The following is a 13,113-nucleotide window of genomic DNA, read 5'->3' on the forward strand; positions in this document are numbered from 1 at the left end:
GCTCAGATCCCCTGGGGCGCGGGCTCCAGCTCGGCGCTGCTCTGGCCCACCGCCAGGCCGGCGCGGATCGCCGCCAGGGCCGCGCGGTAGTAAGCCTGGCCGTCGGCGGACTGGGCGAAGCTGACGAACTCCTCCAGCTCCGGATCGGACAGCTCGCGGTAGACGTGCAGCAGGGTGTTGTCCAGGTCGGCGCCGATCTGCTCGATCAGGTGCTGGCGCTGGGAGTTGAGCAGGGTCTGGGCAGCGCCGCCCCCGAGCAGCCCGGGCAGCATCTGGCTCAGGCTGTCGGCGGCGACCCCGGCCAGCGCCAGGCTGATCTCGGCGCCGGCCTCTTCGGCCGGCAGCGCCTGGGCCAGGTGGCGAATCAGCAGGCGCCGGGTGGCGCTGGCCTCGCCGCGCGGCAGGCCGTTGGCGTGCAGTGCCAGTTGCTCGCGGCTGGTGGCCAGCAGTTCGGCGGCGACTATCTTGCGGCCCAGCGGCGACTGGAAGAACTGCAGTGCTGGCGTCGCGTCGGTCAGCAGCTCGCGCAGGCTGTACTGGGCGCGCTGGTCCATTGCCCGTGGGTCGAAGCGGCGGTTGCTGTTCTCCACCAGGGCCTGGTACACCGCCGGCGGCAAAGTGGGCCGGTAGCGCTCCTGGGCGGCGCGCAGGGCGTCGTTGAAGTTCGCCCGCTGTTGCGGCCAGCCGGCGGCCTGGTACAGCTGGAGGTGGCCGTCGGCCAGGCTCGGCAGGCTGAAGATCAACAACAAGACAACGCAAAGGGCGCGCATACAGACTCCTGTGTAGCGGGCGGCTATTTTCAATGGCCAGTCGCTGCTTGTCGAGGCGCGGCGCCTTGCCACGCGGTAGAATCGCCGGCATGCCTACCGACGCCCCTGACCTGCCGCTTTCGAACATCGTCGACGACCTAGCCGAACACGGCTGGTCGCTGCAGCCGCTGTTCGCGCCTATTGCTCTGACCCTCGAACTGGCCGATGAGTGCCGCAGGCGTGCGGCCCGGGGTGCCCTGACCCCCGCCGGGGTCGGCAAGGCCCAGGAGGTGCGCGAAGGTATCCGCGGTGATCGCATCGAATGGCTGGATGCCGGCCAGTCGGTGGCCTGCGACCACTACCTGGCGCTGCTCGACGAGTTGCGCCTGACGCTCAATCGCGGGCTGTTCCTGGGCCTGGAGGACTACGAGAGTCACTTCGCCCTGTACCTGCCCGGCGCCTTCTACCAGAAGCACCTGGATCGCTTTCGCGATGATGACCGCCGCGCGGTGTCGGTGGTGCTCTACCTCAACCAGGATTGGCAGCCTGAGCACGGCGGCGCCTTGCGGCTTTACCTGGAGGATGGCTCGACCCGCGACATCGCCCCCCAGGCCGGGACGCTGGTGGCCTTTCTCTCGGCCGAGATGCTCCACGAGGTGTTGCCGGCAAACCGCGAGCGCCTGTCGCTCACTGGCTGGTTCCGTCGGCGGGGCGCCGGGCCGCTTTAGTCGCGCGCGGGCGTGACGTCGCAGAGGAGGAATTATGCAGAAGGTGCTGGTCAGTCGCTGTCTACTGGGCCACCCGGTGCGCTACGACGGGGGCGCCCACGGTCCCTACGGGCTACTGGAACGCTGGCAAGCCGAGGGTCGGGTGGTGGCCCTGTGTCCCGAGGTGGCCGGCGGCTTGCCGACGCCGCGGCCGCCTGCGGAAATCCCTGGCGGCCAGGGCGCCCAGGTGCTCGACGGTCTGCTACCGGTGCTCAGCGTGGACGGCGACGACCTCAGCGCCGCCTTCCTCGCCGGAGCACGGCAGGCGCTGGCCCTGGTCGAGCGCCAGCAGATCCGCCTGGCGGTGCTCAAGGCGCGCAGCCCGTCGTGCGGCAACCGCGAGAACTACGACGGTAGCTTCAGCGGGCGCAGGGTTGCCGGTGAGGGCGTCACCGCGGCGTTGCTGCGCCGGGCCGGGGTGCAGGTGTTCAGCGAGGAGCAACTGGCCGAGGCGGAGGCGGCGCTTCAGGCCCTGGAGCGCCGCTGAGGCCTTTCGCAGGCATGAAAAAAGGGAGGCCATCGGCCTCCCTTCCTCATGACGCGACGTGGCTTAGAACAGCACGCGGCTGCGAATGGTGCCGTGCACGTGCTGGAGCTTCTCCAGGGCCAGGTCGGAGTACTCGGCGTCGACGTCGATCACCACGTAGCCGACCTTGTCGTTGGTCTGCAGGAACTGACCGGAGATGTTGATGCCGTTGTCGGCGAACACCTTGTTGATCTCGCTCATCACGCCCGGCACGTTGGCGTGGATGTGCAGCAGACGGTGCTTGCCCGGGTGCGACGGCAGGGCCACCTCGGGGAAGTTGACCGAGGATACCGAGGTGCCGTTGTCGCTGTATTTGACCAGCTTCTCGGCCACTTCCAGGCCGATGTTGGCCTGGGCCTCGGCGGTGGAACCACCGATGTGCGGGGTCAGGATCACCCGGTCCAGGCCGCGCAGCGGGCTCTCGAATTCCTCGTCGTTGGACTTGGGCTCGACCGGGAACACGTCGATGGCGGCGCCGATCAGGTGTTCGTCCTTGATCGCCTCGGCCAGCTTGTCCAGCTCGACCACGGTGCCGCGGGCGGCGTTGATCAGGATGCCGCCCTTCTTCATGGCGCGGATTTCCTTCTCGCCGATCATCCACTGGGTGGAGGCCAGCTCCGGCACATGCAGCGAGACGATGTCGCACATGCCCAGCAGCTCGTAGAGATTGCCGATCTGGGTGGCGTTGCCCAGGGGCAGCTTGGTCACCACGTCGTAGAAGTACACCTGCATGCCCATGGCTTCGGCCAGCACCGAGAGCTGGGTGCCGATCGAGCCGTAGCCGATGATGCCGAGCTTCTTGCCGCGGATCTCGAAGGAGTTGGCCGCGCTCTTGATCCAGCCGCCGCGGTGGCAGGAGGCGTTCTTCTCGGGGATGCCGCGCAGCAGCAGGATGGCTTGCGCCAGCACCAGTTCGGCCACCGAGCGGGTGTTGGAGTAGGGCGCGTTGAACACCGCGATACCGCGCTCGCGGGCGGCGTCCAGGTCGACCTGGTTGGTGCCGATGCAGAAACAGCCGACGGCCACCAGCTTGTTGGCGCAGTCGAAGACCTCGGCGGTCAGCTGGGTGCGCGAGCGGATGCCGATGAAGTGGGCTTCGGCGATCTTCTCTTTCAGCTCGTCGCCTGACAGGGCGCCCTTGAGGTACTCGATGTTGGTGTAGCCGGCTGCCTTGAGGGTGTCCACGGCATTCTGGTGGACGCCTTCGAGGAGAAGGAACTTGATCTTGCTCTTGTCGAGAGAGGTCTTGCTCATCGGAGTACCTGTTGTCCCACAAAATAGTGTCAGGAAAAGCGTCAGCAGCGTTGCTGATCGCGCCCGCGCAGCGGCCCAGGGGGGGCGATTCACGGGGTGCGTATGCTAGCATGATCTCCTTTTTCCATGCTTGGTTGCGACCTGAATGGTTCTCAGGGCGACCATGAATTGTTTGAGAGTTCACTTGATGACCACAGCTGCCCTGATCGAAGAACTGAAGACCCTGGTCGAGCCCGGCAAAGTGCTCACCGATGCCGATTCCCTCGCCACCTACGGCAAGGACTGGACCAAGCACTTCGCCCCGGCGCCCTGCGCCATCGTCTTCCCCAAGAGCACCGAGCAGGTCCAGGCCATCGTGCGCTGGGCCAATCAGCACAGGGTCGCCCTGGTGCCCTCGGGCGGCCGTACCGGCCTGTCCGCCGCCGCGGTGGCGGCCAACGGTGAAGTGGTGGTGTCTTTCGACTACATGAACCAGATTCTCGAGTTCAACGAGTTCGACCGTACCGCGGTCTGCCAGCCGGGGGTGATCACCCAGCAGTTGCAGGATTTCGCCGAAGACAAGGGCCTGTACTACCCGGTGGACTTCGCGTCCGCCGGTTCCAGCCAGATCGGCGGCAATATCGGCACCAATGCCGGCGGCATCAAGGTGATTCGCTACGGCATGACCCGTAACTGGGTGGCCGGTCTGAAGGTGGTCACCGGCACCGGCGAGCTGCTCGAGCTGAACAAGGACCTGATCAAGAACGCCACCGGCTACGACCTGCGCCAGCTGTTTATCGGCGCCGAAGGCACCCTCGGGTTCGTCGTCGAGGCCACCATGCGCCTGGACCGCGCGCCGCGCAACCTCACCGCCATGGTCCTCGGCACTCCGGATTTCGACTCGATCATGCCGGTGCTGCATGCCTTCCAGGGCAAGCTCGACCTGACCGCCTTCGAATTCTTCTCCGACCGCTGCCTGGACAAGATCCTCGACCGCGGCGACGTGCCGGCGCCCTTCGAGACCCGCACGCCCTTCTATGCGTTGCTGGAGTTCGAGGCGACCACCGAGGAAGTGGCCGAGGCCGCCCTGGCCACCTTCGAGCATTGCGTCGAGCAGGGCTGGGTGCTGGACGGGGTGATGAGCCAGAGCGAACAGCAGCTGCAGAACCTGTGGAAGCTGCGCGAGTACATCTCCGAGACCATCTCGCATTTCACCCCGTACAAGAACGACATCTCGGTCACCGTCTCCAAGGTGCCGGCCTTCCTCGCCGATATCGACAGCCTGGTCAACAGCAACTACCCGGACTTCGAGGTGCTCTGGTACGGCCATATCGGCGACGGCAACCTGCACCTGAACATCCTCAAGCCAGACGCGCTGAGCAAGGACGAGTTCTTCGCCAAGTGCGCGACGGTGAACAAGTGGGTGTTCGAGGTGGTGCAGAAGTACAACGGCTCGATCTCCGCCGAGCACGGCGTCGGCATGACCAAGCGCGATTACCTGGGCTACAGCCGCTCCGCGGCGGAAATCGGCTACATGAAGGCGATCAAGGCGGTGTTCGACCCGGCCGGCATCATGAACCCCGGGAAGATCTTTCCGCTTTGATCGGCACCCCTAAGCCTTTGGTAGCAGCGACAGCCCGTGCTGGCTCGGCCAGCATGGGCGATTGAGCAGAGAACAGATCCAGGAGTCGGTGATGAGTTACCAGCACCAGTATGTCGATGGCACCCATATCCATTTTCCCCTGGGCAAGGTCGTGTGCATCGGCCGCAACTATGCCGAGCACGCCAAGGAGCTTAACAATCCGGTGCCCAGCGAGCCGCTGCTGTTCATCAAGCCGGGCAGCTGCGTGGTGCCGCTGGACGACGGCTTCAGCATTCCCGAGGGGCGCGGCGCGGTGCATTACGAGGCGGAAATCGCCGTGCTGATCGGCAAGCCGCTGTCGCGCAGTCCCGATGCCGAGGAGGTGCGCGACGCCATTTCCGGTTTCGCCCCGGCGCTGGACCTGACCCTGCGCGAGGTGCAGGCCCAGCTCAAGGAAAAGGGTTACCCCTGGGAGATCGCCAAGTCCTTCGACGGTGCCTGCGTGCTGGCCCCCTTCGTCCCGGGCGATGCCATCGAGGCGTTGCAGGACATCGGTATCCGCCTGAGCATCAACGGCGAAGTCCGCCAGGACGGCAACAGCTGCGACATGCTTAACCCCATCCTGCCGCTGATCCAGCATATCTGCGGGCACTTCAGCCTGCAGCCGGGCGATGTCATTCTGACCGGCACGCCAGTGGGTGTCGGCCCCCTGTACAAGGGCGACGAACTGGTGCTGGAATTGGTGGGCCACTCGAGTTTCACCAGCCGCACGCTATAAGGCGCACGGCTACCTCGGGCGCCCGTTGGGCGCCTTTCGTCGAGGTAATCGAACCTTAACGACAGGACGTTAGTCTGACTTGGGTCTTCTTTCCGAGTAGTACCCCGATGCCTGCAATCCTGTCCCGCCTGCCACGCCCAGGTGTTTTAGCGCTGCTGGCGCTGGTCGCGCTGGCGGCCCTGTCGATCGACTACCTGCAATGGCACAAGCGCGCCTATTTCTGGTTCAAGGAGCAGGGCCTGAGCCTGGTCGAGCAGCAGGCAAGCATCTGGCTGCCGGGCTACCGGGCGGTGTTGCGGGGCAAACCGCTGGCAGGCCTGGAGGGTGACGAGACTTCCGGTCTGACCTATCACCCCGGCCGCGACACCCTGTTCACCGTCACCGGCAAGCACCCGCAACTGGTCGAGCTGTCGCTCGATGGCGAGGTGTTGCGGCGTATTCGTCTCGAGGGCTTTGCCGATCCAGAGGGCGTCGAGCTGGTGGGTGATGGGCGCCTGGCGATCATCGACGAGCGCCGCCGCACCCTGACCAGCTTCCACCTGGCCGATGATGCCCGGAGCATCGATGCGCGCGATTACCCGGCCTTCGACCTGGGTTTCGCCGATGCCGGCAACAAGGGTTTCGAGGGCATTGCCTGGGATGCGCGCCGCCAGCGTGTGCTGCTCGCCAAGGAGCGCGGCCCGCTGGGGTTGTTCAGCCTGCCGTTTCCCGGTGAGGAGGGAGCGGCCGGCACCCTGCAGGCCATGCCGCATAACCTGTTCGTGCGTGACATTTCCTCCCTGACCCACGACGCGCGTACCGACCACTCCCTGGTGCTCTCCGACGAGTCGAGTCTGCTGCTGGAGCTGGACGAGCGCGGCGAGCCGGTCAGCTTCATCAGCCTGACCAGCGGCCGCAACGGCCTGCTGGAGGGTATCGAGCAGGCGGAGGGGGTGACCATGGACGCGGCCGGCAATATCTACATAGTCGGCGAGCCCAACCTGCTGTACGTGTTCAAGCGTCGGGTGGAAACCTAGTCCGCCGCGCCGCTTGGCTCAACGGGTGAGGCGCTTGACGCCCTCGGCGGTGCCGAGCAATAGCAGGTCGGCCGGGCGCGCGGCGAACAGGCCGTTGGTGACCACGCCGACGATGTTGTTGATCTGCGCTTCCAGTTCGCTCGGGTTGACGATCGACAGGTTGTGCACGTCGAGGATCTGATTGCCGTTGTCGGTGACCACGCCTTCGCGGTACACCGGGTCGCCACCCAGCTTGACCAGTTCGCGGGCCACATGGCTGCGGGCCATGGGGATCACTTCCACCGGCAGCGGGAAGGCGCCGAGCACCGGCACCAGCTTGCTGGCGTCGGCGATGCAGATGAAGGTCTTGGCCACCGCCGCGACGATCTTCTCGCGGGTCAGGGCGGCGCCGCCGCCCTTGATCAGGTTCAGGTGCTCGTCGCTCTCGTCGGCGCCGTCGACATAGAACTCCAGGTCGCTGACGGCGTTCAGTTCGTAGACCGGAATGCCATGGCCCTTGAGGCGGGCGGCGGTGGCTTCGGAGCTGGCCACGGCGCCGTCGAATTCCATCCGGTGCTGGGCCAGGGCATCGATGAAGCAGTTGGCGGTGGAGCCGGTGCCGACGCCGACGACGCTCTTGGCGTCGAGCTTGGGGAGGATGAAGTCGACGGCGGCCTGGGCGACTGCCTGTTTCAGTTGATCCTGGGTCATCGCGGTTTTTGCGCCTGATTGAAGTCGGAAGGCGCGAATTATAGCCCGATGCGCCGGCAAAACCCCGCCGTTCGTATGGTCGCTCGGCGCAGGCCTGGGGTAGACTCCGGGGTTCCCTAGCGCAACCGCCTGCGATATCGCCATGCTCGAACAGTACGTCAAGAAGATCCTCACCTCGCGCGTCTACGACGTCGCGGTGGAAACCCCCCTGCAAGCCGCCAATCAGCTCTCCGAGCGCCTGGGCAACCAGATTCTGCTCAAGCGCGAAGACCTGCAGCCGGTGTTCTCCTTCAAGATTCGCGGCGCCTACAACAAGCTGGCCCAGTTGAGCAGTGAGGAACAGGCGCGTGGGGTGGTGACCGCCTCGGCCGGCAACCACGCCCAGGGCCTGGCCCTGGCGGCCAAGGTGCTGGGGGTCAAGGCGACCATCGTGATGCCCAAGACCACCCCGGAGATCAAGGTCAATGGCGTGCGCTCGCGCGGCGGCAAGGTGGTGCTGCACGGCGACAGCTTCCCCGAGGCCCTGGCCTACTCGCTGAAGCTGGTGGAGGAGAAGGGCTACATCTATATCCACCCCTACGATGACCCGCACACCATCGCCGGCCAGGGCACGGTGGCGATGGAGATCCTCCGCCAGCATCCCGGCCAGCTGGACGCCATCTTCGTCCCGGTGGGCGGCGGCGGGCTGATCGCCGGCATCGCCGCCTACGTCAAGTACCTGCGCCCCGAGGTCAGGATCATCGGCGTCGAGCCGGACGATTCCAACTGCCTGCAGGCCGCCATGGCCGCGGGTGAGCGGGTGGTGCTGCCGAGCGTCGGTCTGTTCGCCGACGGCGTGGCGGTGGCGCAGATCGGCCAGCACACCTTCGACATCTGCAAGGACCACGTCGACGAAGTGATCACCGTCAGCACCGACGAGATCTGCGCGGCGATCAAGGACATCTACGACGACACCCGCTCGATCACCGAGCCGGCCGGCGCCCTGGCGGTGGCCGGGATCAAGCGCTATGTCGAGCGCGAGGGCTGCAGCGCGCAGGTGCTGGTGGGCATCGACTCGGGCGCCAACGTCAACTTCGACCGCCTGCGCCACGTCGCCGAGCGCGCCGAGCTGGGCGAGAAGCGCGAGGCGATCATCGCCGTGACCATTCCCGAGCAGCCGGGCAGCTTCAAGGCCTTCTGCGAGGCGATCGGCAAACGCCAGATCACCGAGTTCAATTACCGCTATCACACCGACAAGGAAGCGCACATCTTCGTCGGCGTGCAGACCCACCCGGAGACCGACCCGCGTGCGGCGCTGGTGGCGAGCCTGGCGGAGCAGGGGTTCCCGGTGGTCGACCTGACCGACAACGAGCTGGCCAAGCTGCATATCCGCCATATGGTCGGTGGCCACGCCGCGCGGGTCAGCGACGAGGTGGTGCTGCGCTTCGAGTTTCCCGAGCGTCCCGGCGCCCTGTTCAACTTCCTGCAGCGCCTGGGCGGGCGCTGGAACATCTCCATGTTCCACTACCGCAACCACGGCGCGGCCGACGGCCGGGTGGTCGCCGGCCTGCAGGTGCCGCCGGCCGAACGTCATCTGGTGCCGGCGGCGCTCGACGAAATCGGTTACCCCTATTGGGACGAGAGCGACAATCCGGCCTACAAGCTGTTTCTGGGATGAGCCGGCTCGCCGGCGAGGTGCATGAATGGAACACTATCAGTTGCTGAAAATTGCCCACAGCCTGCCTGCCGTCCTGCTCGTGCTCGGCGTGCTGGCCCATGTGCTGATGCTCTGGAAGGCGGCGCGTAGCGGCGACGCGGCGGTGCTGCAGCGCAAGCTCGCGCGCACCCGCTCGATCAGCCTGCCGGTGCTGGGCCTGCTGGCGCTGAGTCTGCCGGTGAGTGGCTGGTTGCTGGTGGATGGGGCGGGCTGGTCGCTGGGGCAGACCTGGCTGCTGGCCAGCAGCGTGCTGTTTGGCCTTTTGGTGGTCTGCGGTCTGTTGCTGGGTGGACGCCTGAAGGCCTGGCAGGCGCTGGGTGAGGCGCCGGCTTCGAGCGGGCTGCTGCGGGTTACCGCCGCCTATGCCGGGCTGAGCCTGCTGTTGCTGCTGGTGATTCTGGGGCTGATGGGGGCCAAGCCGGCCTGAGCGCCGAGCCGCCATGCAAAACGCCGCCCATCGAGGCGGCGTTTTGCTGTGCAGCGGGGCGTTCAGCGTAGCGAAATGATCGGCCAGCCGCGCTGCTGCGCTTCGGCGCGCAGCTTCGGGTCGGGGTCGACCGCCACCGGCCGGGTCACCTGTTCCAGCAGCGGCAGGTCGTTCAGCGAGTCGCTGTAGAAGCAGCTGTCGTCCAGGCTCAGACCGGTTTCCGCGAGCCAGCGATTGAGGCGGGTGACCTTGCCTTCCTTGAAGCAGGGCACGTCGGTGGTGCGGCCGGTGTAGCGCCCGCCCGCCATCTCGCACTCGGTGGCCAGCAGGGTGTCGACCCCCAGGCGCGCGGCGATCGGCGCGGTGACGAAGCGGTTGGTGGCGGTGATGATCAGCAGCTTGTCGCCGGCGGCGCGGTGCTCGTCCAGCAGGGCCTCGCCCTTGGCCAGGATGATCGGTTCGATGCAGTCGCGCATGAACTCGCGGTGCCACTGTTCGAGCTGGGCCATTTCGCTGCGTCCGAGGATCTCCAGGCTGAAGTTCAGGTAGTCGCGGATATCCAGGCGGCCGGCCAGGTAATCCTCGTAGAAGGCATCGTTGCGCGCCTTGTAGGCCACGCCGTCGAGGATGCCGCGCTCGCACAGGTAATCGCCCCAGGCGTGGTCGCTGTCGCCGCCGAGCAGGGTGTTATCGAGGTCGAAGAGGGCCAAGCGCACGCGGGTCACCTTTTTATCGCAGAAACCGAGGGGCGCCAGAATAGCGGCTTTTCCAGGCCATTCCTACTTGCCGGACGGCCGCGTTGCCGCTGCCGCGGGCTTTGTGGAACAATGCCGAAACATGCGTTTACGAGGTTGTGCGCCGTGATCGACCCTGATGGTTTTCGCCCGAATGTCGGCATCATCCTGACCAATGATGCCGGTCAGGTGCTCTGGGCGCGTCGGATTAACCAGGACGCCTGGCAGTTCCCGCAAGGCGGGATCAACGACCATGAGTCGCCGGAAGAAGCGCTGTTTCGCGAATTGAACGAGGAGGTCGGCCTGGAGCAGCAGGACGTGAAAATTCTCGCCTGCACCCGTGGCTGGTTGAGGTATCGTCTGCCTCAACGCCTGGTCCGTACCCACAGCCAGCCGCTGTGCATCGGCCAGAAACAGAAGTGGTTCCTGCTGCGTTTGCAGTCGGATGAGAACAAGGTGCGTATGGACCTGACCGGCAAGCCGGAGTTCGATGGCTGGCGCTGGGTCAGTTATTGGTATCCGCTGGGCCAGGTGGTCACATTCAAGCGCGAGGTATACCGTCGCGCCCTCAAGGAACTCGCTCCGCGCCTGTTGGCTCGGGACTGACACTGACTAGAGCCGAGCCATGCTCAATACGCTGCGCAAGATTGTCCAGGAAGTTAATGCCGCCAAGGACCTCAAGGCGGCGTTGGGCATCATCGTACAGCGCGTCAGGGAGGCCATGGGCAGCCAGGTCTGTTCGGTCTACCTGCTCGACCCGGAGACCAACCGTTTCGTCCTGATGGCCACCGAGGGCCTCAACAAACGCTCCATCGGCAAGGTCAGCATGGCCCCCAGCGAAGGTCTGGTCGGCCTGGTCGGCACCCGCGAGGAGCCGCTGAACCTCGAGGACGCCGCCGCCCACCCGCGCTACCGCTACTTCGCCGAGACCGGCGAGGAGCGCTTCGCCTCCTTCCTCGGCTCACCGATCATTCACCACCGGCGGGTGATGGGCGTGCTGGTCGTCCAGCAAAAGGAGCGCCGCCAGTTCGACGAGGGCGAAGAGGCCTTCCTGGTGACCATGAGCGCGCAGCTCGCCGGGGTGATCGCCCATGCCGAGGCGACCGGCTCGATTCGCGGCCTGGGTCGCCAGGGCAAGGGCATCCAGGAAGCCAAGTTCATCGGCGTGCCCGGTTCGCCCGGCGCCGCGGTCGGCACCGCGGTGGTGGTGTTGCCGCCGGCCGACCTGGAAGTGGTGCCCGACAAGGCCATCAACGACATCGACGCCGAGCTGGCGCTGTTCAATACCGCCCTGGAAGGGGTGCGTGCGGACATGCGCAACCTTTCGGCGAAGATGGCCAGCCAGTTGCGCCCGGAAGAGCGCGCGCTGTTCGACGTGTACCTGATGATGCTGGAAGACGCCGCCCTGGGTAACGAGGTGGTCAACGTCATCCGCACCGGCCAGTGGGCCCAGGGCGCCCTGCGCCAGGTGGTCGGTGAGCACGTCAACCGCTTCGAGCTGATGGACGACGCCTACCTGCGTGAGCGCGCCTCCGACGTCAAGGACCTCGGTCGCCGTCTGCTCGCCTATCTGCAGCAGGCGCGCCAGCAGACCCTGGAGTACCCGGACAACTGCATCCTGGTCAGCGAGGAGCTGTCGCCGACCATGCTCGGCGAGGTACCCGAGGGCAAGCTCGCCGCTCTGGTCTCGGTGCTTGGCTCGGGCAACTCCCACGTGGCGATCTTCGCCCGCGCCATGGGTATTCCCACGGTGATGGGCGTGGTGGACCTGCCCTATTCGAAGATCGACGGCATTCAGCTGATCGTCGACGGCTACCACGGCGAGGTGTTCACCAACCCCAGCGAGCTGCTGCGCAAGCAGTACGCGGATGTGGTCGAAGAGGAACGCCAGCTGACCCAGGGCCTCGATGCCCTGCGCGGTTTGCCCTGCGAGACCCTGGATGGTCACCGCATGCCGCTGTGGGTCAACACCGGCCTGCTCGCCGACGTGGCCAGGGCCCAGGAGCGTGGCGCCGAGGGCGTTGGCCTGTACCGCACCGAGGTGCCGTTCATGATGAACGAGCGCTTTCCCAGCGAGAAGGAGCAGTTGATCATCTACCGTGAGCAGCTGGCCGCCTTCCATCCGCTGCCGGTGACCATGCGCAGCCTGGATATCGGCGGTGACAAGGCGCTGTCCTACTTCCCGATCAAGGAAGAGAACCCCTTCCTCGGCTGGCGCGGTATCCGCGTCACCCTCGACCACCCGGAAATCTTCCTGGTGCAGACCCGCGCCATGCTCAAGGCCAGCGAGGGCCTGAATAACCTGCGCATCCTGTTACCGATGATTTCCGGCACCCAGGAGCTGGAAGAGGCGCTGCACCTGATCCACCGCGCCTGGGGCGAGGTGCGCGACGAGGGCACCGATGTGCCGCTGCCGCCGATCGGGGTGATGATCGAGATTCCCGCCGCGGTCTACCAGACCCGCGAACTGGCGCGCCAGGTCGACTTCCTCTCGGTGGGCTCCAACGACCTGACCCAGTACCTGCTGGCGGTGGACCGCAACAACCCGCGGGTCGCCGACCTCTACGACTTCCTCCACCCGGCCGTGTTGCAGGCGCTGCGCAAGGTCATCAGCGACGCCCACGCCGAGGGCAAGCCGGTAAGCATCTGCGGCGAGATGGCCGGCGATCCGGCGGCGGCGGTGCTGCTGATGGCCATGGGTTTCGACAGCCTGTCGATGAACGCCACCAACCTGCCTAAGGTCAAGTGGCTGCTGCGCCAGATCAGCCTGGGCAAGGCTCAGGAGCTGCTGGCGCAGGTGATGAATATCGACAACCCGCACCTGGTCCACAGCACCCTGCAGCTGGCGCTGCGTAACCTCGGCCTGGGGCGCATGATCAATCCGGCGTCGGACATCCAGGCCTGATCGGTCGCGC

At 66.0% G+C, this 13,113-nt stretch carries 13 protein-coding genes; 9 read left to right on the forward strand and 4 right to left on the reverse strand.

All coding sequences use genetic code 11. From position 1 onward, the window contains the following. Positions 1 to 2: 2 nt before the first annotated feature. Complete coding sequence (locus KDW96_RS13270; RefSeq protein ID WP_255836726.1) at positions 3 to 770, reverse strand: hypothetical protein; 768 nt, start codon at positions 768 to 770, stop codon at positions 3 to 5. A gap of 89 nt (positions 771 to 859) precedes the next feature. On the opposite strand from KDW96_RS13270, the gene KDW96_RS13275 reads away from it, so the two are divergent. Further along, positions 860 to 1,477, forward strand: coding sequence for a 2OG-Fe(II) oxygenase (locus KDW96_RS13275; protein ID WP_255836727.1), 618 nt, complete (start codon positions 860 to 862; stop codon positions 1,475 to 1,477). Between the two features lie 34 nt (positions 1,478 to 1,511). After that, complete coding sequence (locus tag KDW96_RS13280; protein WP_255836728.1) at positions 1,512 to 2,003, forward strand: 2-thiouracil desulfurase family protein; 492 nt, start codon at positions 1,512 to 1,514, stop codon at positions 2,001 to 2,003. A gap of 63 nt (positions 2,004 to 2,066) precedes the next feature. Here the strand turns inward: KDW96_RS13280 and serA are convergent, their stop codons facing one another. Continuing rightward, the gene (gene serA / locus KDW96_RS13285) at positions 2,067 to 3,296 is read right to left on the reverse strand and encodes a phosphoglycerate dehydrogenase (RefSeq protein WP_255836729.1); all 1,230 of its coding nucleotides are present in this window, start codon (positions 3,294 to 3,296) and stop codon (positions 2,067 to 2,069) included. Positions 3,297 to 3,483: 187 nt separating this feature from the next. Between serA and KDW96_RS13290 the strand changes: the two genes are divergently transcribed. The 3 genes from KDW96_RS13290 to KDW96_RS13300 all read left to right on the forward strand — a co-directional run bounded on the left by KDW96_RS13290 (position 3,484) and on the right by KDW96_RS13300 (position 6,651). Continuing rightward, positions 3,484 to 4,878: a D-2-hydroxyglutarate dehydrogenase gene (locus tag KDW96_RS13290; RefSeq protein WP_255836730.1), complete on the forward strand. Its 1,395-nt coding sequence runs from the start codon at positions 3,484 to 3,486 to the stop codon at positions 4,876 to 4,878. Positions 4,879 to 4,969: 91 nt separating this feature from the next. Next, positions 4,970 to 5,635, forward strand: coding sequence for a fumarylacetoacetate hydrolase family protein (locus tag KDW96_RS13295; RefSeq protein ID WP_255836731.1), 666 nt, complete (start codon positions 4,970 to 4,972; stop codon positions 5,633 to 5,635). Between the two features lie 107 nt (positions 5,636 to 5,742). Then, complete coding sequence (locus tag KDW96_RS13300; RefSeq protein WP_255836732.1) at positions 5,743 to 6,651, forward strand: SdiA-regulated domain-containing protein; 909 nt, start codon at positions 5,743 to 5,745, stop codon at positions 6,649 to 6,651. Between the two features lie 18 nt (positions 6,652 to 6,669). Here the strand turns inward: KDW96_RS13300 and rpiA are convergent, their stop codons facing one another. Continuing rightward, entirely contained in the window at positions 6,670 to 7,341 is a 672-nt protein-coding gene (rpiA, locus tag KDW96_RS13305; protein ID WP_255836733.1) for a ribose-5-phosphate isomerase RpiA, read from the reverse strand. Positions 7,342 to 7,483: 142 nt separating this feature from the next. On the opposite strand from rpiA, the gene ilvA reads away from it, so the two are divergent. Both ilvA and KDW96_RS13315 read left to right on the forward strand, forming a co-directional pair. Beyond that, the gene (gene ilvA / locus KDW96_RS13310) at positions 7,484 to 8,998 is read left to right on the forward strand and encodes a threonine ammonia-lyase, biosynthetic (protein WP_255836734.1); all 1,515 of its coding nucleotides are present in this window, start codon (positions 7,484 to 7,486) and stop codon (positions 8,996 to 8,998) included. Between the two features lie 25 nt (positions 8,999 to 9,023). After that, a complete protein-coding gene (locus tag KDW96_RS13315) occupies positions 9,024 to 9,464 on the forward strand; it encodes a DUF2269 family protein (protein ID WP_255836735.1) in 441 nt (146 codons plus the stop codon). Positions 9,465 to 9,526: 62 nt separating this feature from the next. On the opposite strand, the gene KDW96_RS13320 is transcribed toward KDW96_RS13315, so the two are convergent. Next, a complete protein-coding gene (locus KDW96_RS13320; protein WP_255836736.1) occupies positions 9,527 to 10,180 on the reverse strand; it encodes a histidinol-phosphatase in 654 nt (217 codons plus the stop codon). Between the two features lie 144 nt (positions 10,181 to 10,324). Here KDW96_RS13320 and KDW96_RS13325 point away from each other — a divergent pair, with 144 nt between their 5' ends. Together KDW96_RS13325 and ptsP are read left to right on the forward strand one after the other, a co-directional pair. Next, entirely contained in the window at positions 10,325 to 10,804 is a 480-nt protein-coding gene (locus KDW96_RS13325) for an RNA pyrophosphohydrolase (RefSeq protein ID WP_255836737.1), read from the forward strand. 19 nt (positions 10,805 to 10,823) lie between these two features. Next, the gene (ptsP, locus tag KDW96_RS13330) at positions 10,824 to 13,103 is read left to right on the forward strand and encodes a phosphoenolpyruvate--protein phosphotransferase (protein WP_255836738.1); all 2,280 of its coding nucleotides are present in this window, start codon (positions 10,824 to 10,826) and stop codon (positions 13,101 to 13,103) included. The last annotated feature ends 10 nt before the right edge of the window (positions 13,104 to 13,113 follow it).

Origin of the sequence: Pseudomonas benzenivorans (assembly GCF_024397895.1) — a bacterium.
In the GTDB taxonomy this organism is placed as follows: domain Bacteria; phylum Pseudomonadota; class Gammaproteobacteria; order Pseudomonadales; family Pseudomonadaceae; genus Aquipseudomonas; species Aquipseudomonas benzenivorans_A.

Bases quoted from the DNA above. Each gene is read 5' to 3' on its own strand.
- KDW96_RS13270 (WP_255836726.1), bottom strand. From the start codon at position 770: ATGCGCGCCCTTTGCGTTGTCTTGTTGTTGATCTTCAGCCTGCCGAGC.
- KDW96_RS13275 (WP_255836727.1), top strand. From the start codon at position 860: ATGCCTACCGACGCCCCTGACCTGCCGCTTTCGAACATCGTCGACGAC.
- KDW96_RS13280 (WP_255836728.1), top strand. From the start codon at position 1,512: ATGCAGAAGGTGCTGGTCAGTCGCTGTCTACTGGGCCACCCGGTGCGC.
- serA (WP_255836729.1), bottom strand. From the start codon at position 3,296: ATGAGCAAGACCTCTCTCGACAAGAGCAAGATCAAGTTCCTTCTCCTC.
- KDW96_RS13290 (WP_255836730.1), top strand. From the start codon at position 3,484: ATGACCACAGCTGCCCTGATCGAAGAACTGAAGACCCTGGTCGAGCCC.
- KDW96_RS13295 (WP_255836731.1), top strand. From the start codon at position 4,970: ATGAGTTACCAGCACCAGTATGTCGATGGCACCCATATCCATTTTCCC.
- KDW96_RS13300 (WP_255836732.1), top strand. From the start codon at position 5,743: ATGCCTGCAATCCTGTCCCGCCTGCCACGCCCAGGTGTTTTAGCGCTG.
- rpiA (WP_255836733.1), bottom strand. From the start codon at position 7,341: ATGACCCAGGATCAACTGAAACAGGCAGTCGCCCAGGCCGCCGTCGAC.
- ilvA (WP_255836734.1), top strand. From the start codon at position 7,484: ATGCTCGAACAGTACGTCAAGAAGATCCTCACCTCGCGCGTCTACGAC.
- KDW96_RS13315 (WP_255836735.1), top strand. From the start codon at position 9,024: ATGGAACACTATCAGTTGCTGAAAATTGCCCACAGCCTGCCTGCCGTC.
- ptsP (WP_255836738.1), top strand. From the start codon at position 10,824: ATGCTCAATACGCTGCGCAAGATTGTCCAGGAAGTTAATGCCGCCAAG.